The organism is Martelella mediterranea DSM 17316 (assembly GCF_002043005.1).
Lineage (GTDB): Bacteria > Pseudomonadota > Alphaproteobacteria > Rhizobiales > Rhizobiaceae > Martelella > Martelella mediterranea.
The window spans coordinates 3,220,202-3,243,520 of the sequence record NZ_CP020330.1 but is presented as its reverse complement, the minus strand read 5'-3'; the positions used below and the strand labels follow the sequence as shown (position 1 = coordinate 3,243,520).

Sequence of the window (23,319 nt, the reverse complement as noted above, 5' to 3'; positions counted from 1 at the left end):
TATGACTCAACGAACCGAAAAAACGGCATCGACGGCGGCCGAACTCGCGAGGATCTGCGATGCGCAGGACTTCACCGTCCGCTTCAAGGTCAAGAACCTTGTGACCGGCGAAACCATCGAGCGCGGCGCGACCGAGGAAACGCCGTCGGCCTCGACCCGCAAGATCTCGATCATGATGGCGGCGCTGAAGGCGATCGGGGAGGGGCGGCTGAGCTTCGAGGAGAAGATCGTCTACGAGCCGCGCCACGCCGAGCAGGTGGCAAGCGGCGTGTTGCGCCACATGACGCCCGGCATGGTGCTGTCGTTGCGCGACGCGATCGCCGGCATGATCACGCTTTCCGACAATGTCTGCACCCATATGGTGTTCGAGCGGCTGACGCTGGAGGAGGTTCAGGCCTATTGCGCGGCAATCGGCATGACCGGCACCCATCACCGCTTCCTGATCCCGCCGATCGCGCTGCCGCATGACCATCCGCTCGAAGCGGTGACGGTGACGACGGCGGCCGACCAGGTGATGCTGCTCGACACGCTCCTTGCCGCCCAGACGGACGCCGATGCCTCGGCCAAGCTCGGCATTTCGCAGGATCTCTCCGCCTTCGCGCTGACAATGCTGAAATCGCAGGTGCTGCGCTACGGCATTCATTCGCGCCTTCCCTTCGATACCGTGATCGCCAGCAAGGGCGGAAGGGGAAAGCGCGGGCGCATGGATGCGGGCATCGTCTATCGCGACGGTGCGCCGCTTTTCATCCTCGCCGCCTACACGGACGGGGTACCGCTCACCATGCCGGACGGGCTTCCCGGCTACACGGTGGCACTCGAGACGATCGGCCGGCTCGCCCGCGCCTGTTTCACCGGACTTTGAAGGCCTGAAAACAGAACCAAAGAGGGATAAACATGAAGAAACTACTCCTTGCCGGCGTGATGCTGGCGGCGCTCACCCAGACCGCGGCGGCGCGCGATATCGTCGTCGCACTCTCCTCCGACCTGCGCTCCAACGATCCGGGCGTCAACCGCGACGGCAATACCGACGCGATCATGATGCACATTCTCGAAGGTCTCGTCGGCTATACCGAGGACGGCGCGGTCAAGCCGCTTCTCGCCAAATCCGTCGCGATGTCGGATGACGGGCTGACCTACACCTTCACGCTGCGCGATGACGTCACCTTCCACAATGGCGACAAGATGACCGCCGACGACGTGGTCTGGTCCATGAACCGCTACATGGACGCCGACAGCAAGTGGCGCTGCCTGCCGGATTTCGACGGCAGCCGCGTGGTCAAGCTGACCGGCGTCGAGAAAGTCGATGATGCCACCGTCACGATGACGATTGCCGAGCCGTCGGCGGTCTTCCTCGGCCTCATGGCCCGCCCGGAATGCGGCTTCACCGGCATCATCTCGCCGAAATCCGTGGGCGAAGACGGCAGCTTTGCAGCACCGATCGGCACGGGCCCGTTCAAGTGGGACGAGTGGAAGAAGGGCGAATACGTCCATCTCGCCAAGAATGACGCCTATGTCTCGCCGCCGAACGACGGCAAGCCGGATGGCACGGTCGGGGCCAAGGACCCGCTCGTCGACGGCGTCAAGTTCATGGTGGTTCCCGACGCCTCGACGGTGAAGGCCGGCATCCAGTCCGGCGCGCTCGATCTTGCCGAAGTCTCGCCGGACCTGATGCCGGAATTCGAGGACCGCGATGACAGCAAGCTGATCGTCGCCGTCAACAACGGCAAGAACCTGTTCTACATGCAGACCCGCGATCCGGTCCTTTCCAATCCCGGCGTCCGCCGCGCCATGGCCATGGCGCTCGACCTGCCGCAGCTTGTCGCCGCCGCCTCCAACGGAACCGGCACGCCCAACTGCTCGATGATCGCGACCAACTCGATCTATTACAGCGAGACCCAGGAAGAGTGCCTGCCTTACGATATCGAGGCGGCGAAGAAGGAGCTGAAGGACGCCGGCTATAACGGCGAGCCGATCTCCATCATCGCCAACCGCCGCGGCAATGTGCCGAGCTATCCGGCCGCAATTATCGCCCAGGCGATGATGCAGCAGGCCGGCCTCAACGTGCAGATCGAGGTGCTCGACTACGCCACCCAGGTGGAGCGCCGCCGGTCGGGCAATTACCAGGTGATCTCGCAGTCGGTTTCGCCACGTCTCGATCCGGCGCTGATGATGAGCTTCTATGTCGGCGACAAGGACGAGAACACCTCGCTGATGTGGGAAAATCCGGAGGCCATCGAACTGCTCGACGCCGCCTATCGCGAAACCGATCAGGCCAAGCGCCAGCAGATCTTCGATGATTTCCACACGCTGATGCTCGAGGATATGCCGGGCCTGTTCATGTACGACATGGTCGACATCTGGGCCGCGACAGCGAGCCTCGAAGGCGCGCCCGTATGGCAGGGCAATCCCCGCGTATGGGAAGTCTCGGTCGACTGACCGGCTATCGCCGCGCTGCTCCCGCGGCGCGGGGTTTCTCCTCAAGACCCCTTATCCCGCGGCCCGTCGACATGGGCCGCGCGACTTTTCATGACCCCAGACCCGCTGCCACGGCAGCAAACAGGACCTTCCCATGACGCAGCAGGCGATTGATCAACTCGCGAATGAAATCGAGGCATTGAAGCCGGAATTCATCGAACTCTCCGACCGGATATGGGAGCTTGCCGAACTGAAATTCGAGGAATTCGAATCGGCGAAGCTCCAGACGGCGCTGCTAGAGAAATACGGGTTTTCCGTCACGCGCGGCGTTGCCGGTATCGAGACCGCCTTTTGCGGCGAATATAGCATCGGCGGGCCGGTGATCGCGATCCTCGGCGAATTCGACGCGCTGGCCGGCATGAACCAGGTCGCCGGCATTGCCGAGGAGAAGTCCGACAATCCGGGCGCAAGCGGCCATGGCTGCGGCCACAACCTGCTTGGCGCGGGCTCGCTTCTGGCGGCCGTGGGTCTTGCCCGTCATCTGGAAAAGAACGGCATTGCGGCCACCGTGCGCTATTATGGCTGCCCGGCGGAGGAGGGCGGCGGCGCCAAGACGATCATGGTCGAGGCCGGCGTGTTCAATGATGTCGACCTTGCGCTGACCTGGCATCCGGCGCCCTTCAACGGCGTGCGCTCCACCAACAATCTCGCCGTGATCGAATATGATATCCGTTTCAAGGGCGTGGCCGCCCACGCCTCCAATGCCGCCCATCTCGGCCGTTCCGCGCTCGATGCGCTGGAGCTCACCAATATCGGCATCAATTTCCTGCGTGAACACATGCCGTCGGATTGCCGGATCCATTACGCGATCACCGAAACCGGCGGCGTGGCAGCCAATGTCGTGCAGGCGCGCGCGGCCGGCCGCTACATGATCCGGGCTCCGGAAATCGTGGGCGCGCGAGCGCTCGCCGAACGGGTGAAGAAGATCGCCGAAGGCGCTGCGATGATGACGGAAACCAGCGTCGAACTGGAACTCGGCAAGGCGACCAACAGCCTGCTGCCCAACCTCACGCTCGAAACCGCGATGCACGAGCAGATGACGGCGCTCGGCCCCGTGCCCTTCGATGAGGCCGACGAGGCTTTCGCGCGGGATATTCAGGCGACCTTCTCACAGGAGGCGATCGACAGCAGCATCCGGCTCTATCAGGTTCGGGAGGATGCGTTTTCCAACAGCCGGGTCGACGGAAGCCAGCCGCTTCACCGGGGCCTGCGGGTCTTTGAGGGCAAGTCGCATTTCCGCGCCGGCTCGACCGATGTCGGCGATGTCAGCTGGGTTATTCCGACCGCGCAATGCTGGACGCCGGCCTGGGCGATCGGCACCAACCCCCACACCTGGCAGGTGGTCGCCCAGGGCAAGAGCCCGACCGCCCACAAGGCCTTCGTCCACGCTGCCAAGGCGATCGCCGCCACCGGCCTCAAGGCCGCCACCGATCCGGAGCTCATAGAACAGGCGCGCGCCGAGTGGAAAGAAAAAACCGGCAAGCGCTAGCGCATCGGTTCGAAGCGCAGAATCGACTTTCGAAAAGAACGATTCGTAGATTCAATAGGTTAAAGCGTGATCTGGCGACAAGGTCGGCCCAAAACTGACCGCACGCGGCGCTGCGCCAATGAGCTGAGAGCGAATCCGTCGACGCTTCATTCGCCCCGGCGCGCTCCCCGCGAGCGTCGTCGGGGCGCGGCGCTGTGGCTGCTGTATTGATCGCGTAATTGAGCTCTATACCGCGTTGGCCTCTGGCCCTTCTGCCTCTCGGCAGAGGGCGTTTGGGCTTGCACAAGATCGCGTCCGCAAGAACACTCTCACGGCGGTACAGACAATCAAATGGTGAAGTGGCTCCCCGGGTCGGATTCGAACCGACGACCTATCGATTAACAGTCGAGTGCTCTACCGCTGAGCTACCAGGGAACATGTGCGCCGTATGAGGCGCTGCGGTGTGAGCGGGTTAATACAAATGGTGAGGCGATTTGCCAAGCCCTTTTCGACAAAAAAAGCAAAGAAGTTTGTGACCCGCGCGCGATCCGTTTTCCCGCGCCTGGATGCATATCCGATCGGGCTCACAAAAGCGGTTAAGCCTGCGCCTCCACGCCGTCTGTCTTTTTGCGGCCATCGCCACGCTCCGATTGGTGCAGATCGCGCATCAGTCTCTCGATCCGGCGGCGCTGACGTTGGCTGCGCAATTGCGACGCGGCATAGCGGCGCGGGGACACCACCAACTCGTCGCGATCGCCGACAATATCGAAAACCCGTTCGGCCGCGACCGGCCGGTCCTCCGAGGTGTAGGTCGCCACGATGGTGATGTTGATATCTTCAATCGTCTCGAAGCGGTCGAAATCCGGCGGCGACATCTTTTCGATCAATGCGCGGAACGTGCCGAGGTCGAGATGCTCGGCAGCATCCAATGGTCCCTGGAACAGTTTTGCGCGCGGATCGGAGACACTGTCGTCATCGAAGGTGAGGTTGCTGAGCGAATAGCTGAAATGCTCGCGGCCTGTCTCGGTCTTCACGTTGAAATCGAGCAGCACGGCGTCGATGAAGATCGCCTTCGCGCTCATATTGGCCACAAGGCAATGACCATCGAGCGTGGGGCTGCCGCCGCGATTGATCAGGATTTTCGCGCGCCGTCCCTCGCGGAAGCCGCTGAACAGCATCTGGAGGTAGATCGCCCATATCAAAAGCGTGGCGACGCTTGCGACCGCGCTGATCGCCGCCGCATTTTCGTTGACCCAGCCCCACATTTCAACCTCCGCGGCCTATCCGGGCACATCCGCCTTTTCGACGCGCTAGGTCTCGTCGTCCTTCGGCGCCTCGCCGGCGTTCTCTTTTGTCGGAACGTCCGCGATCGGCTTGGGTTCCTTGTAATCGCCCTGGGCGAGATAGACGGTGGAGGTGGGATAGGCAAAACCGGAACCGTGGCGCTCGACGATGTCGCGAATCGAAAGCAGCAATTGCTCCTGCACCTCCAGAAAGACGTTGATGTCGGTAGCCGAGATATTGGCGTAGATATCGATCAGCACGGCCGAATCGCCATATTCCACGAGCCGGACCCGCCTCGGCGATTCGAGTACGCTTTCATGGGATGCGAGCAGCGTCCGGATATCCTCCATGACGTTGTGCAGCGTGTCGGCGCCGGTTTCGTATCTGAGGCCGATCTTGTGCCGGAACAGGAAGACGTCGCGTCGGCTGTAATTGGTGATCTTGCGCTTCACCAGATCGGCATTGGCGACGATGATGAGGGTGCGGTCGAGCGCGCGGATGCGCGTCGAACGGATCCCGATTTCCTCCACCGTGCCGGCGGTATCGTCGAACTGGAAGAAGTCGCCGACCCGCACGATCCGGTCGGCGTAGAGCAGCACGCCGCTGATGAAGTTTTCAAGCGTCGGCTGGGCAGCGAGCGCGATCGCCAGGCCGCCGACGCCGAGACCGGCGACGACGCCGTAGATCGGAATGCCGATCTGGGTTGCGCCATAGCCGAGCACGATGATCGCCACGATGAAGGACATGACCTGGAAGCCGGTGCGCAGCAGGCTGGCATCAAGCGAGGCATTGCTGACGGCGGGATTGCGGATGGTCCACATATAGAGCGTCTGCAGAAGCTGATAGGTGAACCAGGCCGTGGCCGTCCATATCAGGGCGCTCAGGGCGGTGGTGGAGACATAGAGCAGGTCGCCGGTGATGTTGATCTGCTCCTCGATCAGGAAGCGGATGAGGTTTGCCGCGGCCATGATCAGCAAGGGCGTGATAACGCGGCGCAGCTGCCGCCTGGCGGGATCCAGCGGAACCGCCCGCCGTGCATTCCAGCGGCTGAACCAGACCAGCGCGACCACCGACACGACGGCGATGAGCGCCAACCCGATCCATTGCCAATAGGCCTGATTTCCGAACTGGTAGCGCAGCCAGTAGGGTCCATCGAGAATGAACTCATACCAGCGCGGCGCGACCAGATTGCCTGGCGTATAGATGTAATACTGGTAGAGGTCTTCGCCGAGGTCGGCGATCATCGGCAGGGCCTTGACCTCCTCGTAATCGTCGTCAATCTGGTTGATTGTGCCCTGGGTGAAAAGATATTCGCCCTCCCGCGGGCCTTCCCGTTGCCGTTCGATGGTCAGGCTGGTGCCGGGAATGATCCATTTTGCCGGCAGCGCTTGTGCGTCCGAATCCGACAGCGCGAACGCGCCCGCGGCAAGACCCGGTATTTCCTCCACCGGCGGCAGATAGATCCGGTCGAATATTTCCTGAAGCTGCAGCACCGTCTCGATGCTCGCGCGCTGCCGCGAAGCGGCAGGTATCGCAGAGAGATCGAATGTCCGCGCCGCCTTTTCCAGAAGCGACTGCACCAGAACAAGCTGATCGCTCTGGGCTTTTGTCATGAAGAAGGTCTCGCCGTCAAAATAGCTGTCGCGCACCTCAAGCCAGAGTTCGCTGGCCGTCTGCATGATCACAAGGAAACTTTCGAGCGTTGCCCGAGGGCTGCGGGTGTCGGGCGGCGAAATCGGGTTCGTTACCAGCCGTTCATAACGCGCCTTCAGGCCGGCATTTCCCTGGGCATCCTGGAAGATTTCCTGCACCAGCTCGGAGGAGGTTTTTTCGTCGTCAGTTTCTTGGGCGGCGGCCGGCGCAAGCTGAAGACCTGCCGCCGTCAAAAGGGCGAAAACGCACCACGCCGCAAAAAATCTGGCGGAATTGAAGATGGTCGGCATTGGTCCCCTCCATTGCGACGCGCCGGCGTTTCGATCCCGAATCCGGACTTCGTGACACTACCCGATTCGCGCGGCCTTTTAAGCCTGCGGAGCCGTTTTTTGCCGGCGTTGCCAATAACAGGCGTTCGGCGGGGCCGGCGATAATCTGTCCCGCTGCGCCAGCGGACCTCCGGCGCCTGTTCGCGAAATAAAATGAGGCTGCGTCGGGCAGCGCTATTGCAAATCAAAATAAATCATTCTAAATCCGCGCCAACCCTTCGATCGACAATGTTTGGCCTCGTGGCGGAGTGGTTACGCAGAGGACTGCAAATCCTTGCACGCCGGTTCGATTCCGGCCGAGGCCTCCACTCCCTTTTTCGATAAAATTTCAGCGCCGTCCTGACAGCATCGCCAGATGCCTGTGCGATCGTGTTCATGACTTTCATGACCATCGATATCGCCGAGAGCTTGGTATCGCTACCACTCTTTTGTTTGAATGACTTGCTTCCGGCCTGTCGACGAGTTTTTCGGTCCCGAATATCTTCTTTGTTATCGAAGTATGGGAGGTGAAGAGCCTCGGTGTTTTCCACTCAGAATTAATATATCCTGATCTGGTCGCCGAGGAGATTCTTCGCTGCCGAGGAACTTTTTTGTTCAAGGTCCCGTTTAAAAGTTACGCGGATCGAACAGACGAGCCGCAAACATAACGTTGTTTAAACAGGGGGAGTCCTTCCACCAAGAGGGCTCCAGAAGGAGGACGACATGTTTGCCTGTCGCAGTAAATCTACACTTCTGGCGAGTGCTTTTTTCGCAGGGTCGCTCGCCGTTACATTGTATGGTGCCAACCCTGCCAATGCGCAGTCTCTGAATATCGGCGGCGAGAACGGGATAAGCGTCGGCGTCAACACCGACACCGATCCCTCAGGCGGCATCGGCGCGGGCGTTGACGCCAGCGTCGGCGGCTCGGATGGCGTGAATGCCGGCGCGTCCGCCGGTGTTGGCGGCGGTCAGGCCGCAAGCGCCGATGCCGGCGCGAGCGTTGGCGGTTCCGGTGGCGTTGATGCCGGAGCGTCGGCCGATGTCGGCGGCGGGCAGGCCGCGAGCGCCGATGTCGGCGCAAGCGTCGGCGGCTCCAGCGGCGTGAATGCAGATGCGTCCGCCGATGTTGGCGGCAGCAGCGGAATAGGGGCCTCGGCTTCCGCCACGATCGGCGGCGATAGCGGCGCGAATGCTGATGTCGATGTCGGCATTGGCGGTGATGATGGCACCGGCGCGGACGTGGATATCGGCCTCGGCGGCGGCGGCAATAATGGCGGCGGCAATAATGGCGGCGGAAACGGCGGCGGCGGAAATGCCGGTGGCGGCAATAACGGCGGTGGCACTGCCGGCGGCGATGGATCGGGCGGCGGATCGATGCCTGACAATCGCAACGACCAACGCCTCGTGATCGCCTTTGACGATCTGAGCAGCGGCGAGCAGCAGACCGTGCGCAAACAGTGCCAGGCCGTGATGCGTACGCCGAACAATTATGAAGCCGGCCTGCAGCGGCTCTGCATTCTGGTCAACCAATATCGTTGAACATCAAATGCCATTGGGGTCGGCGCTCGCGCCGGCCCCTTCGTCATGTCTCGGGTGAACAGGCGCAGCCTCGTGCGCCTTCTTTTTTGCGGCAATTTCGCGCGAACGGCTCTACCATCTTGCATGGAGGCGGCAGCGCATCTATGAAAACAACTCGTGCGTCGGGACGGCGCTGAACGCTGATTGTTTGCGAGGTTGTTGGCCATGATGAATTTCGAGACGGCGCGCCGGAAGATGGTGGAAAACCAGATCAGGCCGACCGATGTGACAGCCTATCCCGTGCTCGAGGCCTTTCTTGCCGTTCCGCGGGAAGCTTTTCTGCCGCCGCAATCCAGGTCGCTCGCCTATATCGACGAGGACATTCAGGTAAAGCCCGCCAATGAAGCCGGCCCCGCCCGCTACATGATGGAGCCGTCGCCGCTTGCGAAGCTCGTCCAGCTTCTGGAGCTCTCCAAGAAGGATGTTGTGCTGGTGGTCGGCGCGGGCGATGGCTATGCTGCGGCCATTCTTTCGCTGCTCGCCCAGTCGGTCGTCGGCATCGACAGCGATGAGGAACTGGTTGAAAGCGCGAGCGCGAAATTCCTCGAACTCGGCTATGACAACGCGGTCGTGGTCAGCGGCGTCCTGCCGGAAGGGTATCCTTCCGAGGCGCCCTATGACGCGATCTTCCTCAACGGCGCCGTCGAGGTCGTTCCGGAGGCGCTGCTGAACCAGTTGCGCGATGGCGGCCGGCTCGTCTGCGTCGAGGGCACGGGCTATGCCGCCCGAGCAACCATCTATCATCGCGACGGCGATGTGTTTTCGTCGCTCTCCTCCTTCAATGCCGCCGTCAAGCCGCTGCCCGGCTTCGCGCGGGCGAAGGCCTTCGAATTCTAGAGATTTGTAAGTTCTATCGGACGTGTCCCGAAAATTCTGTGTATAGCACTGAAAATATGACGGTTTCGGTCTTCATGCGGCCGGAGCTGGCGTATCGTTGTCGATGATTCGACGCTTGGGACGTTAACGCGCGGGAAGGTTTGTAATGGCGCAGCCGAAATTGCAGCAAGAGCCCTCGATGGAAGAGATTCTCGCTTCGATTCGCCGTATTATCGATAGCGGCGACGATGTCGGGCGTTCTCCACGCGCCGCGCGTGACAACGCTGCCGCGCCCAGGGAAGAGCGCTACCGCGCGCCCGAGGCCTATCGCCAGCGCGATCATGATGCGGGCGACGCGTCTCCTGTCGAACAGGACCCCGAGCCCTTTGGCGACAATTCCTTCGTCTCCCGCCGTCCCGCCTTCACCTTCGATGATGATTCGCAGCCGTCGAACGAGACGGAAGCCGCGCATGGCGCGGAAGCCGAACAGCCGTTCGAAGCGGATCAGGAGCCGGTGACGCAGCAGGCGCCAGAACCGCAGCAACCGGCGGCGGCCCGGCCGCACCCGCTTGAGCGCGATGCGGTCTATCCCGGCACGATCGGCGAGGTTGCGCGCCAGGTGCGGGAGGCGACCGGCGGGGCTCATGAGCCCGCAAGCGCCGCGCGCGTAGACGATGCCGACCGTTCGCCACGCATGGAGGAGGGCCAGGATCACCTGCTCTCATCCGGCTCCGAACAGCGGATCGGCAATGCGCTGCATGCGCTTTCCGACGCGCTGGATCGCGAGGGCGCGCGCAAGATCGAGGAAATCGTGATTTCGGAACTGCGTCCGCTGCTCAGGGACTGGATCGAGGAGCACATGCCTTCGATCGTCGAGGAGATGGTCGGCAAGGAAATCGAGCGCATGCGCAACGCAAAGCGCTGAGAATACGCAGGTTCGACCTATCCAAGCCGTCCCCTCCGGGGCGGCTTTATTGTTGACAGGCCTGAAGCCAAGCGCATAACAACGACAGGCCGCGAAGGGCCGCCGCGAAAGCCGCGGCAACCCGCCGCCGTTTAATCCGGACGCAGGCGCGCTATATGTGTTTCGCCCGGTTTTGGTATCAGCAGGAATTGGCGAAGACATGCTTGAGAAGACGTATGACGCGAAAAGCGTCGAACCCAGGATTGCCACCCGGTGGGAACAGGCCGATGCCTTCCGCGCCGGAGCCAACGCAAAGCCGGGCAGGGAGAGCTTCTCGATCGTGATCCCGCCGCCGAACGTGACCGGCTCGCTGCATATGGGCCACGCGCTCAACAACACGCTGCAGGACATCATGGTCCGCTTCGAGCGGATGCGCGGCAAGGACACGCTCTGGCAGCCCGGCATGGACCATGCCGGCATCGCCACCCAGATGGTGGTCGAACGGCAGCTGATGGAACGCCAGCTTCCCGGTCGCCGCGAGATGGGCCGCGACGCCTTCATTGACAAGGTCTGGGAATGGAAAGAAGAATCCGGCGGCCAGATCATCAATCAGCTCAAGCGCCTCGGCGCCTCCTGCGACTGGTCGCGTGAGCGCTTCACCATGGATGAGGGGCTTTCCGAGGCCGTTCGTGAGGTCTTTGTTTCGCTCTACAAGCACGGCCTGATCTATCGCGGCAAGCGGCTGGTCAACTGGGACCCGGAATTCGAAACCGCGATTTCCGATCTTGAGGTCGAGAACCGCGAAGTCGACGGCCATATGTGGCATTTCAAATATCCGCTGGCCGGCGGCGAGACCTACACCTATGTCGAGAAGGACGCGGACGGCAATGTCGTCCTCGAGGAGGAGCGCGATTACATCTCGATCGCGACCACGCGCCCGGAAACCATGCTCGGCGATGGCGCCGTCGCCGTTCATCCGTCGGATGAGCGGTATGCCCCAATCATCGGAAAATTCTGTGAAATTCCGGTAGGACCGAAAGAGCATCGACGTCTGATCCCGATCATCACCGACGAATATCCGGACAAGAATTTCGGTTCCGGCGCGGTCAAGATCACCGGCGCGCATGATTTCAACGACTATCAGGTCGCCCGCCGCAACCACATTCCGCTCTACCGGCTGATGGACACCAAGGCGGCGCTGCGCGACGACGGCGAGCCCTATGCCGTCTGCGCCGAGCAGGCGATGAAGATCGCGAAATCCGGTGAGCTGCCGGGCGAAAACGAGGTCGACGACATCAACCTCGTGCCCGATGAATATCGCGGCCTTGACCGCTATGCCGCCCGTAAGCGCATTGTCGACGCCATCAATGCCGAGGGGCTTGCGGTGACCGTGAAGGACGAGGAGGGCAATGATATCCCCTTCGTCGAGAACAAGAAGATCATGCAGCCCTTCGGTGACCGCTCGGGCGTCGTCATCGAGCCGATGCTGACCGACCAGTGGTTCGCCGACGCGAAGGAACTTGCCGGGCCGGCAATCGAATCGGTTCGCGAGGGCCGCACCAATTTTGTCCCGAAGAACTGGGAAAAGACCTATTTCGACTGGATGGAAAACATCGAGCCGTGGTGCATTTCGCGCCAGCTCTGGTGGGGCCACCAGATCCCGGCCTGGTACGGGCCGGACGGCCAGGTCTTCGTCGAAAAGACCGAGGAAGAGGCGCTCGACGCCGCGATCCAGCATTACATCGCCCATGAGGGGCCGTGGAAGGCCTGGGTCGAGGAGCAGCTCGAAAACTATGAACCCGGCAATATCCTGACCCGCGACGAGGATGTGCTCGACACCTGGTTCTCCTCCGCGCTGTGGCCGTTCTCGACGCTCGGCTGGCCGGAAGAGACGGAGGAACTCGCCCGCTATTATCCGACCAGCGTGCTCGTCACCGGCTTCGACATCATCTTCTTCTGGGTTGCCCGCATGATGATGGCCGGGCTGCACTTCATGAAGGACGAGGACGGCAATCGTGTCGAACCCTTCCACACCGTCTATGTTCACGCGCTGGTGCGCGACAAGAACGGTCAGAAGATGTCGAAGTCGAAGGGCAACGTCATCGATCCGCTCGACCTGATCGAGGAATACGGCGCGGACGCGCTGCGGTTCACGCTGGCGATCATGGCCGCCCAGGGCCGCGACGTGAAGCTCGACGAAAGCCGTATCGCCGGCTATCGCAATTTCGGCACCAAGCTCTGGAACGCCACGCGCTTTGCCGAGATGAACGGCATGAAGCTCGACGGCTCGTTCCGCCCCTCCGGCGCGACGCAGACCATCAACCGCTGGATCCTGACCGAGCTTTCGAAGACGACCGAGGACGTCACCACGGCGATCGAAAACTTCCGCTTCAACGAGGCGGCCGATTCCCTCTACCGCTTCGTCTGGCACGAGCTCTGCGACTGGTATCTGGAACTCCTGAAGCCGGTGTTCATGGGCGAGGACGAGGCCGCGAAGGCCGAGGCGCAGCATTGCGTCGCCTATGTTCTGGCCGAAACCTACAAGCTTCTGCACCCGTTCATGCCGTTTATGACCGAGGAATTGTGGAACCATATCGGCGGCGAGGGGCTTTGCTGCCACGCCGACTGGCACGAGCCGGGCTTCCGTGATGAAGAGGCGGCTGACGAAATCAACTGGCTTGTCGATCTGATCTCCGGCATTCGCTCGGCGCGCGCGGACGTAAACGTGCCGCCTTCGGCCAAGGCGCCGCTGATCCTCGTCGGCGCCAATGCCACGACCCGCGAGCGCACCGCCCGCCATTATCCGGCGCTGGAGCGGCTGGCGCGCATCGATTCGCTCGATTTCGAGAAGGACGCGCCCAAGGGGTCGGCCCAGGTCATCATCGGCGAGGCGACCGCCTGCATTCCGCTCGGCAGCCTGATCGATGTGACGGCTGAAACGGCGCGGCTGACCAAGGCGATCGGCAAGGTCGACGCCGATATCGACCGCAGCCGGAAAAAGCTCGGCAACGAGAAATTCGTGGCCAATGCCGATCCGGAAGTGGTGGCCACCGAGCGCGAACGCTTCGAGGAACTGAAGCAGCAGCGCGAGCAGCTTTCCGTGGCGCTGTCGCGGGTGGCGGAAGCCGGGTAAATCGAGGTACGGTTGGCGACCGTGATATTCTGAATTTGTAAGGCGGCGGTCAGACGCCGCCTTCTTTGTCAAGGCTGTCGATCTCTCGGCGGTATGTCATGCCGGCCGGCTTCCCTCAGAGCCGTTCCCGAAAAAGCATTGTCTGCAATGCGTCCGCAGAGCTCCTGCCATTCGCAGTCGCGGCAGGCCGCGCGGATATCGCCATCGCGGCAGGCCGCGCGGATATCGCCATCGCGGAAGGCTTGCCGGAGCATGTCCAGCCGGCCCTCGGTGAGGGCCGGCAGCTCACCCGCAGAAATCGAGACCCCGAGCAGTTGCCCGACATCTTGCGAGGCCCGCCGATCGCGGACTTGCACACTTTCCCGGTAGCAATGCGGATCGGGTTCTGACAGCAGCGGTTTGCAGATATCGTCCGGGCCCTCGACGATCTCGACCGGCTCGCCGCCCGCGATCCGCCCCACGACCACCGTCATATTGGCGGTGAAGGCGGGGCTGTAGCCCTTGCCCGCATAGGTGAGCATGCAGAGCAGATGATGCGGGCGCAGCCTTACCGTCATCACCCGGCGCGCTTCGGGCCGCGGGCAAGCGCCTTCAGCGCGGCGGCGGCAAGAGCCGATTTCAGCACGGCGCCGATCAGGAAGGGCAGGACGCCCGCCGTAAACGCGGCGCTGACGCCGATCATCAGCGAAAGCCAGGCAGCGCCAAGCAGCAGGCAGAGCGCATTGCCGGCAAGCATGGCGAGGAAGGCAAGGGCGACCCGATGGCCGTTCCAGCCGCGCTCGGCCAGAAAACCGGCGACCATGCCGGCGATCGGGAAGGCGAACAGATAGCCGCCCGTGGGCCCCATGAAATGGACAAAGCCCGCAGCGCCGCCCGCCAGAACCGGCAGACCCAGAGCGCCCTCAATCAGCCATGCGACAATGGTGATTCCACCGAGCCTCCAGCCGTAAAGCGCGCCGACCAGCGTTACCGCGAAGGTCTGCATCGTGACCGGAACAGGAACCATCGGGACTTCGATATAGGAAGACAGCGCAAGAAACAGGCTTCCCAGAAACACCGCCGCCGCCTTCCAGGCGAGGCTGCGGTTCTGCGGGGCGAGCGGGCTGAACGCCGGTAGAAGGGCGGGGCTGGATAGACGCATGAGATGCTCCTTTTCAAATTATAGATAATTTATGGAATCTATCTCTAAATGAATCCACACAACGCGGCATAAGGCAAGCGCTGCGTCTGGCGGACGAAAAGCTGCTGTGGAAATCGGCGTAAACAGGAAGGTTCAACGCAAGGCCATGGGCCCGCATCGCGAAGCAGGCGCGGTCGACTGGCTTCAGCGGGCGGAACGGCTGACCGGCGTCCTGGCGGGCTTCTGACCGATCCACTGCACGTGGCGGCCAAGCAGAAGGGCTGCGGCTTCTGTATCGCCGCGGCGCAGCGCCAGGAGGATGGTGCGATGGTCGCGGTCGGTCGGCGTGTCCCATTCCGCGCGCCAGCCGGAAAACAGGAAGCGGGCGCTCGCGGTATGAAGATCATCGATGCTGCGCATCAGCCGCGGCATGCCGCAGGGAGCGAGGATCAGCCGGTGGAAGCGGCGGTTCGCCTCCTCCCAGGCTTGGACATCGCGGGCCTGATCGCCGGCGCGGGTTGCCTCCTCGGCTTCATCGAGAATGGCGCTGGTGAGATGAGGCGCAGCATTACGCAGCGCCAGCACTTCGAGCGCCGAGCGCATCTCGGCAATCTCGCGCACCTCCTCCATGCTGAAGCCGGCCACGCGCACGCCCCGGCGCGGCTGGCTTTCCACCAGCCCCTGCGCCTCGAGCCGGCGGAATGCCTCGCGCACCGGCACATGGCTTGCGCCGAACTCCTCGGCGATATGATCTTGCCGCAGCGGCGCGCCGGCGGCGATCTCGCCGGAGACGATCCGTTCGGCTAGCGCCCGGCTGATGCGGGCGGCGATGGGTTCGGGCTTGGTCATGGAATTATAGATAATCCGCGCCGGGCAGAAGGTCGATAGGGCGGTGTGTATGAATTCGGGGCGCGCCCATAAAAAACGCCCCACGGGGCAGAAACGCCCGCTTAAGCCGTCCTTTGTTCTGCGGCGATCGGAAATGGCAGTGCGTGTTCCCACCATAGATAGCCGAAAATCGGTGTCCGATACATTCTCATCGGGTCTCCGTGTCGCATCTCGTCGATATGCGGGATTTGCGAGGAGAGAAACCGAAACGGGGTCGATGAGGATCTGATATCCGCAGGCAGCTCAAGCCAGTGGATGGCCCCATTCCCGGCTGCCAGAGTCTTGTGCCTGTCATACAGGACATAAACGACGTCACCGTAATATCGGGCGTTGCAGGCCGAGGCCAGAAGACCCGCGGAAACGGCGAAGTTCAGGCCGGTCAGCCATAACAGGAGATCGGTCGGGATATGGACAAGTGTCGACAAGGCCGGCAGCACGAAGAGCCCGAACCCAAAGCAGCGCAGGAAAAAGAACGCGACTATTCTCATGCGTCGAAATCCTGTTGGTTTCAGGATCGAGTGTAAGTCCACACGACAGGGTTGCGCAAGGACGGGACCGTCTATGCCTCGCCTGACGCTGTCGCGGCCGCAACTCAAAAAGGCGAGAGGAGGGGGGCGTCGGCATTGCCGCGAAAACGAAAAAAAAGGGCCGCGCGGTGGCGGCCCTTCTGAAAGCGTGATGAAAACGCGGCGCTTAGCGCTTGGAGAACTGGAACGAACGGCGGGCTTTCGCGCGGCCGTACTTCTTGCGCTCGACAACGCGGCTGTCGCGGGTCAGGAAGCCGCCGCGCTTGAGAACCGAACGCAGGCCCGGCTCGAAATAGGTCAGCGCCTTGGAAATGCCGTGGCGAACAGCGCCGGCCTGGCCGGAAAGGCCGCCGCCGGTAACCGTTGCGACGATATCGAACTGGCCGTCACGGGCAGCGGCGACGATCGGCTGCTGGAGGACCATCTGCAGCACCGGACGACCGAAATATTCGGAAAAATCCTTGCCATTGACGGTGATCTTGCCAGTGCCGGCCTTCACCCATACGCGGGCGACAGCGTCCTTGCGCTTGCCGGTGGCATAGGCGCGGCCGAGGTCGTCGACCTTGCGCTCGTGAACCGGAGCGGCGGGGGTTGCTTCAGCGGTCGCGGCGTCGCCAAGCGTCTTCAGATCGGACAGATCGGCCATTATGCGCTCCTCACATTCTTCTTGTTGAGCTTGGCAACGTCGAGAACTTCGGGCTGCTGGGCTTCATGGGGGTGGTTGGTGCCGGCATAGACGCGCAGGTTCTTCATCTGGCGGCGGCCAAGCGGACCGCGCGGAACCATGCGCTCGACAGCCTTTTCGATGACGCGTTCCGGGAAACGGCCCTCGATGATCTGGCGCGCAGTGCGTTCCTTGATGCCGCCGGGATAGCCGGTGTGCCAGTAGTAGACCTTGTCGGTGTACTTCTTGCCGGTCATCGCGACCTTGTCGGCATTGATGACGATGACATTGTCGCCGTCGTCAACATGCGGGGTGTAGGTGGCTTTATGCTTGCCGCGCAGGCGCATGGCGACGAGCGAAGCGAGACGGCCGAGGACGAGACCCTCGGCATCGATCACGATCCACTTCTTTTCCACCTCTGCGGGCTTCTGGGAGAAGGTAACCATTGTGTTGCTCTCGATTTTGATCCAGCCCCGAAGGGTGGACGTTTCTTGTTGCTTTGCTTGGGGTGAAGCCCAAGCCTGATGGCATAGTCGGTCTGGCCGGCTATGCTGGCGGTTGTATAGAGCCAGGGCTGAAAATGGTCAAGAGTGAAAGAGTGGCATCTATGCGATTTACTTCAATAAAAACAAAGACTTAAAAATACGGTATAATGATACCGTATTTTGTTGTGCGTTTATAGCTTTCGATCTCCCATGAGTCATCCTTGTCTGTTGACGTCTGCCGTGAACGCGGCAGTCTGATTGGCGGACGGTGTTTCGTGTCATCCTTGGTCGTTATGCGACCGTGCCCGAGCTGGAAACGCCGCCCGCCTTTCGTCAACCACCTCGAACAGTTGCCGGGGCCGGCGTTGGCGCGCCGAGCCCGTAGGACAAGGATGGGATCATGACCTTGCCACAAAACACGATCGGTTGCGATGTCTCCGGTCGGCGTCTCGATGTTTATCTTCACCCGGCTGCTAGGTCGTGCAGCTTTTCCAACGATTCGGCGGGCATCGCCGCCCTGATCGGCCTTGCGCTCGAACACCGGGCGTTCGTGGTGCTGGAAGCCACCGCCCCGTGGGACCAGCCATTGGTGCGGGCGCTTGAGAAGGCGGAGCTTTCCTTCCATCGCGCCAATCCCCGCCGCGCCCGGGACTTTGCCCGCTCCATCGGCATGCTGGCCAAGACCGATGCGGTGGATGCGCGCATGCTGGCGCTTTACGGCGTCAATCTCGACCTGCCGGCCACCGCCCCGGCTTCGCCCGAACGGCTGAAGCTTCAGGGCCTCAACAGCCGCCGCGACCAGTTGGTCGCGATGCGCAAGGCCGAACGTATCCGCCTGAAGGGCGTCGCCGATCCGGTGGTGACGGAAAGCCTGGAGGCCGTGATCGCCCTGCTCGACGTCCAGATCCGCGCGCTTGAGCGACGCATCGTCAGCGCCATCAAGAACGCCTGCGACCTCGCCCAGGACGCGGCGCTGCTGCGTTCGGCCGCAGGCGTAGGGCCGGTTTGCGCCGCCGTCATCCTTGCCAGCCTGCCCGAACTGGGACGTGTCGATCGGCGCGCGATCGCCGCCCTGGCCGGCGTGGCGCCGATCGCGCGCGAATCCGGCCTCATGCGCGGCAAACGCCATGTCCAGGGTGGGCGAAAGCGGGTGCGCAATGCCCTCTACATGGCCGCCCTTGCCGCGATCAGAACCGGGCGGTGGAAACAGCACTACGACCATCTGCGAAGCCGCGGCAAGGCACCCAAAGCCGCGATCGTCGCCATCGCCAGAAAGCTCCTCGTCGCCCTCAACACAGCCATTCGGGAGCAAAGACCGATCCTCAATGCACCAACAACTTGACAGAAAAGCACACAGTTGCTCGGGCTTGACCCGAGGATCCAGGCGACACGGAGAACGCTGCCTGGATCCTCGGTTCAAGCCCGAGGATGACGCGCGGCGGGCGAGGAGGAGTGCCGACGACAGAATATCGCGGGACAGGCGGCCTGAGTAATGCGTATCAGGACACTTCAATGCGTCACCTCAACACCGAATTAATCCCTTTACATCTGGCGATAAATATAAGAACATATAGAGAACAAAATCGGAGGTAAATCCCATGGCATTCGAACGCAGGATCAGCCTGATCACATTGGGCGTCGAGGATATCGCGGAGGCGACGGCGTTCTATGAGCGTCTGGGCTGGAAGAAATCATCCGCCTCGCAGGAAAGCGTCAGCTTCTTCGGGCTCAACGGTATTGCGCTTGGCCTTTTCGGAAGAAAGGCGCTGGCCGAGGATGCCGGGCTGAAGGGCGTCCCGGACGACAAGCCGGCATTTTCGGGCGTGACGCTTGCCTACAATGTCGGCTCCGAAAGCGAGGTGGATGCAGCGCTTGCCTTCGCCGAAAGCTGCGGCGCGCGGATCGTCAAGCCGGCGGAGAAAGTGTTCTGGGGCGGCTATAGCGGCTATTTCGCGGATCCGGACGGCCATTTGTGGGAGGTCGCCTTCAATCCGTTCTCGCCGCTTGACGAAAACGGACACATGACCCTGCCGGATTAGCGCCCTTCAGCCATGCGCGCGGATGATGGCGAGAAACTCTTCGCCATAGCGCTGCAGCTTGGTCTGGCCGACCCCGGAGACCGAGAGCATTTCATCCGGGGTTTTCGGCCGTTCGGCGGCAAGTGCGATCAGCGTCGTGTCGGGGAAGATGACATAGGGGGGCACGCCGCCTTCCTTGGCGAGCGCGGTGCGGGTTTCGCGCAGCGCCTCGAACAGCGCGCGATCGTGCTCGGGAACGGCGGCGCGTTTGTCGCTGCCCCGTCTGGCCGAACCGGAGGAGCCGCCGCGCGTGGGGCGGTCCTTGCGAAAACGCACGGTCTTTTCCTTGCGAAACACCGCGCGCGCCTCCGGCATCAGCTTCAGCGCGCCATAGGCCTCGTGGTCGACCGTGATCAGCCCGGCGGCGAGCAGTTGGCGGTAGACCGACTGCCAGGTCTTGACCGGCAGGTCGCTGCCCGCGCCGAAGACCGGCATCTGCGCATGGCCGAAGCGTTCGGTGCGCTCGGTCTCCTTACCGGTCAGCACGTCGATCAGGTGACCGGCGCCGAAGCGTTCGCCGGTGCGGTAGATCGCGGCCATCGCCTTGATCGCGGCCTCCGTGCCGTCCCAGGTCTCGACCGGCTTCAGGCAGGTGTCGCAATTGCCGCAGCCGCCGGGATGGGCCTCACCGAAATGGGCGAGAATCGCCTGTCTGCGGCAACCGGACGTTTCGCAGATGCCGAGCAGCGCGTTGAGCTTGGCTCGCTCGACCCGCTTGATCTCCTCGACCGCGTTGCCGTTATCGATCATCCGTCCGCGCTGCACCACATCGGCCATGCCGTAAACCATCCAGGCCTCCGATGGCAGCCCGTCACGGCCCGCGCGCCCGGTCTCCTGATAATAGGCCTCGACCGAACCCGGCAGGTCGAGATGGGCGACATAGCGGACATTCGGCTTGTCGATGCCCATGCCGAAGGCGACGGTGGCGACGAGACAAAGCTCCTCTTCCTTCAGGAAGGCGTCCTGATTGGCGTCGCGGCGTTCGCGGTCCATGCCGGCGTGATAGGGGAGCGCGCGGATGCCCTGGCCATTCAGCCATTCGGCGGTCTCCTCCACCTTGGCGCGCGACAGGCAGTAGACGATGCCGCTGTCGCCCTTGTGGCGGGTGAGGAAATCCAGCAATTGCCGGCGCGGTTGATCACGCTCTATGATCTCATAGGTGATGTTGGGCCGGTCGAAGGAGGTGGTGAAAACCGCCGCGTCCTGAAGAGCCAGCCGCTCGATGATATCCTCGCGGGTATGCGGATCGGCGGTCGCCGTCAGCGCCATGCGCGGCACGCCCGGAAATATGTCTTTCAGCGCATCGAGCGCGCGGTATTCCGGGCGAAAATCATGGCCCCATTGCGAGACGCAATGGGCTTCATCAATCGCGATCAGCGCGATCTTCACATGCGCCATCATCTCGCGAAAGCCGGCGGTCGCCATCCGCTCTGGCGTCACGTAGAGCAGGTCGAGGGTTGCGTCATCGAGCCCGCGGCGGATTGCGCCATATTCCTCGCGCGAAAGCGTCGAATTCAGCGCCGCGGCGCTGACGCCAAGCTGTTTCAACGCCTCCACCTGGTCGCGCATTAGCGCGATCAGCGGCGAGACCACCAGCGCCACGCCCGGCCGGCAGAGCGCGGGCACCTGATAGCAAAGCGATTTGCCGGCGCCCGTTGGAAACAGCACCACGGCATCGCCGCCGGCGACCACCTGTTCGACAACGGCCTGCTGCTTGCCGCGAAAGGCGGCATAGCCATAGACGGATTTGAGGACGGAGAGCGGATCGGCAGGTTTTGACATGTCGAAGCCATAGCGCGACTGGTGGTCATCGCCAAGGTCCGGGCGGAACAGCTGTGGGCATTTGCCGCGTTTTTCTTGCATTCGCCCTGCGCGAGAGCGATAAGCCGAAGGACAGATTAAGGCAGATAGAATATGGCAGGCACGAACAGCGAGCGTCCGCTTCTGGCGGAAGGCCCCGTGATCATTCTGGTCAATCCGCAGCTCGGCGAGAATATCGGCATGGTGGCGCGCGCCATGGCGAATTTCGGTCTCGCCGAACTGCGTCTCGTCGAGCCGCGCGATGGCTGGCCGAGCGACAGCGCGCGCTCCGCCGCCTCCAAGGCCGATCACGTGATCGACGGCGTTCAGGTGTTCGATCGTCTGGAAGACGCTGTCGCCGACCTCAATTTCGTCTACGCCACCACCGCCCGCAGCCGCGACGGCTTCAAGCCGGTGCGCGGGCCGACGGTTGCCGCCGATACGCTGCGCGCGCGCCACCGGGCAGGGGAGCGCTCGGGCATCCTGTTCGGGCGCGAACGCTGGGGGCTGAAGAACGAGGAGGTGGCGCTTGCCGACGAGATCGTGACCTTCCCGGTCAACCCCGCCTTCGCCTCGCTCAACATCGCCCAGGCCGTGCTGCTGATGTCCTATGAGTGGATGAAATCCGGCATGGAGGACGAAAGCGCGACGCCGTTTCAGGCCGTCGAGCAGACGCCGGCGACCAAGGAAAACCTGTTCGGCATGTTCGGCCATCTCGAGGAAGCGCTCGACGCGCGGGGATATTTCCGTCCCGCCGACAAAAAGCCTAAAATGATCGACAATCTGCGCGCAGTCTTTACCCGCAGGGCGATGAGCGCGCAGGAAATTCATGTGGTGCGCGGGGTGATTTCCGCGCTCGATCGCTATACCCGCAAGAACCCGCGCGGCCAGGATGGCGGCGATGAGCGATGACGGCCCGGTTCTGATCTTCGATTCCGGCATTGGCGGGCTGACCGTGCTGCGGGAGGCCCGCATGCTGATGCCGGAGCGCCGATTCGTCTATATCGCCGATAACGCCGCCTTCCCCTATGGCGACTGGCAGGAAGAGGCGCTGCTGGATCATCTGCTTCGTCTTTTCGCGCAGTTGCTGGAGGAAATCCGCCCGGCCTGCGTGATCATCGCCTGCAACACGGCCTTCACGCTTGCCGGCGCGGCCCTGCGCGAACGCTTCCCGGAAACCGATTTCGTGGGCACCGTGCCCGCGATCAAGCCGGCCGCGGAACGCACCGCCTCCGGCCTGATTTCCGTGCTCGCAACGCCCGTGACGGTGAAGCGCGACTACACCAAGGGGCTGATCGAGAGTTTCGCCACGCACTGCCACGCCCGCCTCGTCGGCTCGCGCTATCTGGCGGCGCTGGCGGAAGACTATATCTGCGGCATCGCGGTGGCCGATTCGGCGCTCTGGGCGGAAATCGCGCCCTGTTTCGTCGAGGAGGAGAGCAGGCGCACCGATATCGTGGTGCTGGCCTGCACCCACTATCCGTTCCTCGCCAACCGCTTCCGCAAGCTCGCCCCCTGGCCGGTGGACTGGCTCAATCCCGCCGAGGCGATCGCCATGCAGGCCAAACGCGTGCTGGGCTCATCGACGGCCGCCGCCGATGGCGGCCCGAACCATGACTTCGTGATCTTCACCGGCGAAAACCTGCGCCCGGAAACCGTGCGGCTGATGCAGGGCTTCGGCCTCAAGATCGCCGCGCGCCGGGCGGGGTGAACGACTGCAATCGGGGGCAGGTTGGCTCCTGTGTGGCCCGACGACTCCCGTGTGGCGCGGTGCCTCTGCGATGTGGCCATGATGTCTTGCTGAATCGTTATCTTTCGATGGGTCATGCTCGTGCTTGACGCGAGCATTCAAGCACGCCTGCTGCGCCAGTATCTGCACGCTTTACCTCATGTCGCCCGTAAGCGAGCCACCACAGCCGTCGATTTTGACGCGCGCTGCCTCGATCCTCGGGTCGAGCCCGAGGATGACGTCGAATAGGGGGGGGGGAGAGGGCGGTCGCATCCTCTTGCGTCAATGTATTAGTGAGTTGACCAACTTATATAAGTTAGTTACTCAACTCATAAGTTTGAGCCGTCGCCGATTGGAACACAGTCGGCTTGGCAGGCAGGTTGAGGGCTCATATGAGCCAGAGCGGAAA

The 23,319-nt window shown here is 62.5% G+C and carries 20 protein-coding genes and 2 tRNA genes; 12 read left to right on the top strand and 10 right to left on the bottom strand.

What is annotated here, in order from left to right; translation table 11 throughout:
• Position 1: 1 nt before the first annotated feature.
• The 3 genes from Mame_RS15155 (at position 2) to Mame_RS15145 (ending at position 3,964) form a co-directional block, all read left to right on the top strand.
• Entirely contained in the window at positions 2 to 862 is an 861-nt protein-coding gene (locus Mame_RS15155; RefSeq protein WP_018066029.1) for a serine hydrolase, read from the top strand.
• Between the two features lie 32 nt (positions 863 to 894).
• On the top strand, positions 895 to 2,436 hold the full coding sequence (locus Mame_RS15150; protein WP_018066030.1) for an ABC transporter substrate-binding protein: 1,542 nt from the start codon (positions 895 to 897) through the stop codon (positions 2,434 to 2,436).
• A 133-nt stretch (positions 2,437 to 2,569) separates the two neighbouring features.
• Positions 2,570 to 3,964 carry a M20 family metallopeptidase gene (locus tag Mame_RS15145; protein WP_018066031.1) on the top strand — a complete coding sequence of 465 codons (1,395 nt, stop codon included), beginning with the start codon at positions 2,570 to 2,572 and terminating at the stop codon, positions 3,962 to 3,964.
• Between the two features lie 339 nt (positions 3,965 to 4,303).
• On the opposite strand, the gene Mame_RS15140 is transcribed toward Mame_RS15145, so the two are convergent.
• The 3 genes from Mame_RS15140 to Mame_RS15130 all read right to left on the bottom strand — a co-directional run bounded on the left by Mame_RS15140 (position 4,304) and on the right by Mame_RS15130 (position 7,170).
• A tRNA-Asn gene (locus Mame_RS15140) sits at positions 4,304 to 4,378 on the bottom strand.
• 161 nt (positions 4,379 to 4,539) lie between these two features.
• Entirely contained in the window at positions 4,540 to 5,208 is a 669-nt protein-coding gene (locus tag Mame_RS15135) for a hypothetical protein (protein WP_018066032.1), read from the bottom strand.
• 45 nt (positions 5,209 to 5,253) lie between these two features.
• Positions 5,254 to 7,170: a mechanosensitive ion channel family protein gene (locus tag Mame_RS15130; RefSeq protein WP_018066033.1), complete on the bottom strand. Its 1,917-nt coding sequence runs from the start codon at positions 7,168 to 7,170 to the stop codon at positions 5,254 to 5,256.
• Between the two features lie 273 nt (positions 7,171 to 7,443).
• Between Mame_RS15130 and Mame_RS15125 the strand changes: the two genes are divergently transcribed.
• From Mame_RS15125 to Mame_RS15105, 5 genes are all read left to right on the top strand, one after another.
• Positions 7,444 to 7,517, top strand: a tRNA-Cys gene (locus tag Mame_RS15125).
• 463 nt (positions 7,518 to 7,980) lie between these two features.
• Entirely contained in the window at positions 7,981 to 8,727 is a 747-nt protein-coding gene (locus Mame_RS15120) for a hypothetical protein (protein ID WP_018066034.1), read from the top strand.
• 207 nt (positions 8,728 to 8,934) lie between these two features.
• Positions 8,935 to 9,603, top strand: a complete 669-nt coding sequence (locus tag Mame_RS15115) for a protein-L-isoaspartate O-methyltransferase family protein (protein WP_026173686.1) — start codon at positions 8,935 to 8,937, stop codon at positions 9,601 to 9,603.
• 145 nt (positions 9,604 to 9,748) lie between these two features.
• The gene (locus Mame_RS15110; RefSeq protein ID WP_018066036.1) at positions 9,749 to 10,507 is read left to right on the top strand and encodes a PopZ family protein; all 759 of its coding nucleotides are present in this window, start codon (positions 9,749 to 9,751) and stop codon (positions 10,505 to 10,507) included.
• 199 nt (positions 10,508 to 10,706) lie between these two features.
• Positions 10,707 to 13,619 (top strand): valine--tRNA ligase, encoded by a 2,913-nt coding sequence (locus tag Mame_RS15105; protein WP_018066037.1) that lies wholly within the window; start codon positions 10,707 to 10,709, stop codon positions 13,617 to 13,619.
• 68 nt (positions 13,620 to 13,687) lie between these two features.
• Here Mame_RS15105 and Mame_RS15100 read toward each other — a convergent pair whose 3' ends face one another.
• The 6 genes from Mame_RS15100 to rplM form a co-directional block, all read right to left on the bottom strand.
• Positions 13,688 to 14,176, bottom strand: coding sequence for a DUF1284 domain-containing protein (locus tag Mame_RS15100; RefSeq protein WP_018066038.1), 489 nt, complete (start codon positions 14,174 to 14,176; stop codon positions 13,688 to 13,690).
• Positions 14,176 to 14,760, bottom strand: coding sequence for a biotin transporter BioY (locus tag Mame_RS15095; protein ID WP_018066039.1), 585 nt, complete (start codon positions 14,758 to 14,760; stop codon positions 14,176 to 14,178). The genes Mame_RS15100 and Mame_RS15095 overlap by 1 nt, the downstream gene beginning before the upstream one ends.
• A 183-nt stretch (positions 14,761 to 14,943) precedes the next feature.
• Positions 14,944 to 15,588: a GntR family transcriptional regulator gene (locus Mame_RS15090; protein WP_018066040.1), complete on the bottom strand. Its 645-nt coding sequence runs from the start codon at positions 15,586 to 15,588 to the stop codon at positions 14,944 to 14,946.
• Positions 15,589 to 15,689: 101 nt separating this feature from the next.
• Positions 15,690 to 16,115, bottom strand: a complete 426-nt coding sequence (locus tag Mame_RS15085; protein ID WP_018066041.1) for a hypothetical protein — start codon at positions 16,113 to 16,115, stop codon at positions 15,690 to 15,692.
• A gap of 205 nt (positions 16,116 to 16,320) precedes the next feature.
• Positions 16,321 to 16,800: a 30S ribosomal protein S9 gene (gene rpsI, locus Mame_RS15080; RefSeq protein ID WP_018066042.1), complete on the bottom strand. Its 480-nt coding sequence runs from the start codon at positions 16,798 to 16,800 to the stop codon at positions 16,321 to 16,323.
• Positions 16,800 to 17,264, bottom strand: coding sequence for a 50S ribosomal protein L13 (rplM, locus tag Mame_RS15075; protein ID WP_018066043.1), 465 nt, complete (start codon positions 17,262 to 17,264; stop codon positions 16,800 to 16,802). Before rplM ends, rpsI begins: the two co-directional genes overlap by 1 nt.
• Before the next feature lie 439 nt (positions 17,265 to 17,703).
• Here rplM and Mame_RS15070 point away from each other — a divergent pair, with 439 nt between their 5' ends.
• Together Mame_RS15070 and Mame_RS15065 are read left to right on the top strand one after the other, a co-directional pair.
• Positions 17,704 to 18,645 carry an IS110 family RNA-guided transposase gene (locus Mame_RS15070; RefSeq protein WP_079920838.1) on the top strand — a complete coding sequence of 314 codons (942 nt, stop codon included), beginning with the start codon at positions 17,704 to 17,706 and terminating at the stop codon, positions 18,643 to 18,645.
• Positions 18,646 to 18,901: 256 nt separating this feature from the next.
• Positions 18,902 to 19,342, top strand: coding sequence for a VOC family protein (locus tag Mame_RS15065; protein ID WP_018067853.1), 441 nt, complete (start codon positions 18,902 to 18,904; stop codon positions 19,340 to 19,342).
• A 6-nt stretch (positions 19,343 to 19,348) separates the two neighbouring features.
• On the opposite strand, the gene recQ is transcribed toward Mame_RS15065, so the two are convergent.
• A complete protein-coding gene (recQ, locus tag Mame_RS15060; protein ID WP_033411432.1) occupies positions 19,349 to 21,163 on the bottom strand; it encodes a DNA helicase RecQ in 1,815 nt (604 codons plus the stop codon).
• 132 nt (positions 21,164 to 21,295) lie between these two features.
• Here recQ and Mame_RS15055 point away from each other — a divergent pair, with 132 nt between their 5' ends.
• The gene (locus Mame_RS15055) at positions 21,296 to 22,093 is read left to right on the top strand and encodes an RNA methyltransferase (protein WP_018067851.1); all 798 of its coding nucleotides are present in this window, start codon (positions 21,296 to 21,298) and stop codon (positions 22,091 to 22,093) included.
• On the top strand, positions 22,074 to 22,892 hold the full coding sequence (murI, locus tag Mame_RS15050) for a glutamate racemase (RefSeq protein WP_018067850.1): 819 nt from the start codon (positions 22,074 to 22,076) through the stop codon (positions 22,890 to 22,892). Before Mame_RS15055 ends, murI begins: the two co-directional genes overlap by 20 nt.
• The last annotated feature ends 427 nt before the right edge of the window (positions 22,893 to 23,319 follow it).

What these genes read in the sequence shown, in the direction of transcription:
- Mame_RS15155 (WP_018066029.1), top strand. Translation starts at nt 2, where the DNA reads ATGACTCAACGAACCGAAAAAACGGCATCGACGGCGGCCGAACTCGCG.
- Mame_RS15150 (WP_018066030.1), top strand. Translation starts at nt 895, where the DNA reads ATGAAGAAACTACTCCTTGCCGGCGTGATGCTGGCGGCGCTCACCCAG.
- Mame_RS15145 (WP_018066031.1), top strand. Translation starts at nt 2,570, where the DNA reads ATGACGCAGCAGGCGATTGATCAACTCGCGAATGAAATCGAGGCATTG.
- Mame_RS15135 (WP_018066032.1), bottom strand. Translation starts at nt 5,208, where the DNA reads ATGTGGGGCTGGGTCAACGAAAATGCGGCGGCGATCAGCGCGGTCGCA.
- Mame_RS15130 (WP_018066033.1), bottom strand. Translation starts at nt 7,170, where the DNA reads ATGCCGACCATCTTCAATTCCGCCAGATTTTTTGCGGCGTGGTGCGTT.
- Mame_RS15115 (WP_026173686.1), top strand. Translation starts at nt 8,935, where the DNA reads ATGAATTTCGAGACGGCGCGCCGGAAGATGGTGGAAAACCAGATCAGG.
- Mame_RS15110 (WP_018066036.1), top strand. Translation starts at nt 9,749, where the DNA reads ATGGCGCAGCCGAAATTGCAGCAAGAGCCCTCGATGGAAGAGATTCTC.
- Mame_RS15105 (WP_018066037.1), top strand. Translation starts at nt 10,707, where the DNA reads ATGCTTGAGAAGACGTATGACGCGAAAAGCGTCGAACCCAGGATTGCC.
- Mame_RS15100 (WP_018066038.1), bottom strand. Translation starts at nt 14,176, where the DNA reads ATGACGGTAAGGCTGCGCCCGCATCATCTGCTCTGCATGCTCACCTAT.
- Mame_RS15095 (WP_018066039.1), bottom strand. Translation starts at nt 14,760, where the DNA reads ATGCGTCTATCCAGCCCCGCCCTTCTACCGGCGTTCAGCCCGCTCGCC.
- Mame_RS15090 (WP_018066040.1), bottom strand. Translation starts at nt 15,588, where the DNA reads ATGACCAAGCCCGAACCCATCGCCGCCCGCATCAGCCGGGCGCTAGCC.
- Mame_RS15085 (WP_018066041.1), bottom strand. Translation starts at nt 16,115, where the DNA reads ATGAGAATAGTCGCGTTCTTTTTCCTGCGCTGCTTTGGGTTCGGGCTC.
- rpsI (WP_018066042.1), bottom strand. Translation starts at nt 16,800, where the DNA reads ATGGCCGATCTGTCCGATCTGAAGACGCTTGGCGACGCCGCGACCGCT.
- rplM (WP_018066043.1), bottom strand. Translation starts at nt 17,264, where the DNA reads ATGGTTACCTTCTCCCAGAAGCCCGCAGAGGTGGAAAAGAAGTGGATC.
- Mame_RS15070 (WP_079920838.1), top strand. Translation starts at nt 17,704, where the DNA reads ATGACCTTGCCACAAAACACGATCGGTTGCGATGTCTCCGGTCGGCGT.
- Mame_RS15065 (WP_018067853.1), top strand. Translation starts at nt 18,902, where the DNA reads ATGGCATTCGAACGCAGGATCAGCCTGATCACATTGGGCGTCGAGGAT.
- recQ (WP_033411432.1), bottom strand. Translation starts at nt 21,163, where the DNA reads ATGTCAAAACCTGCCGATCCGCTCTCCGTCCTCAAATCCGTCTATGGC.
- Mame_RS15055 (WP_018067851.1), top strand. Translation starts at nt 21,296, where the DNA reads ATGGCAGGCACGAACAGCGAGCGTCCGCTTCTGGCGGAAGGCCCCGTG.
- murI (WP_018067850.1), top strand. Translation starts at nt 22,074, where the DNA reads ATGGCGGCGATGAGCGATGACGGCCCGGTTCTGATCTTCGATTCCGGC.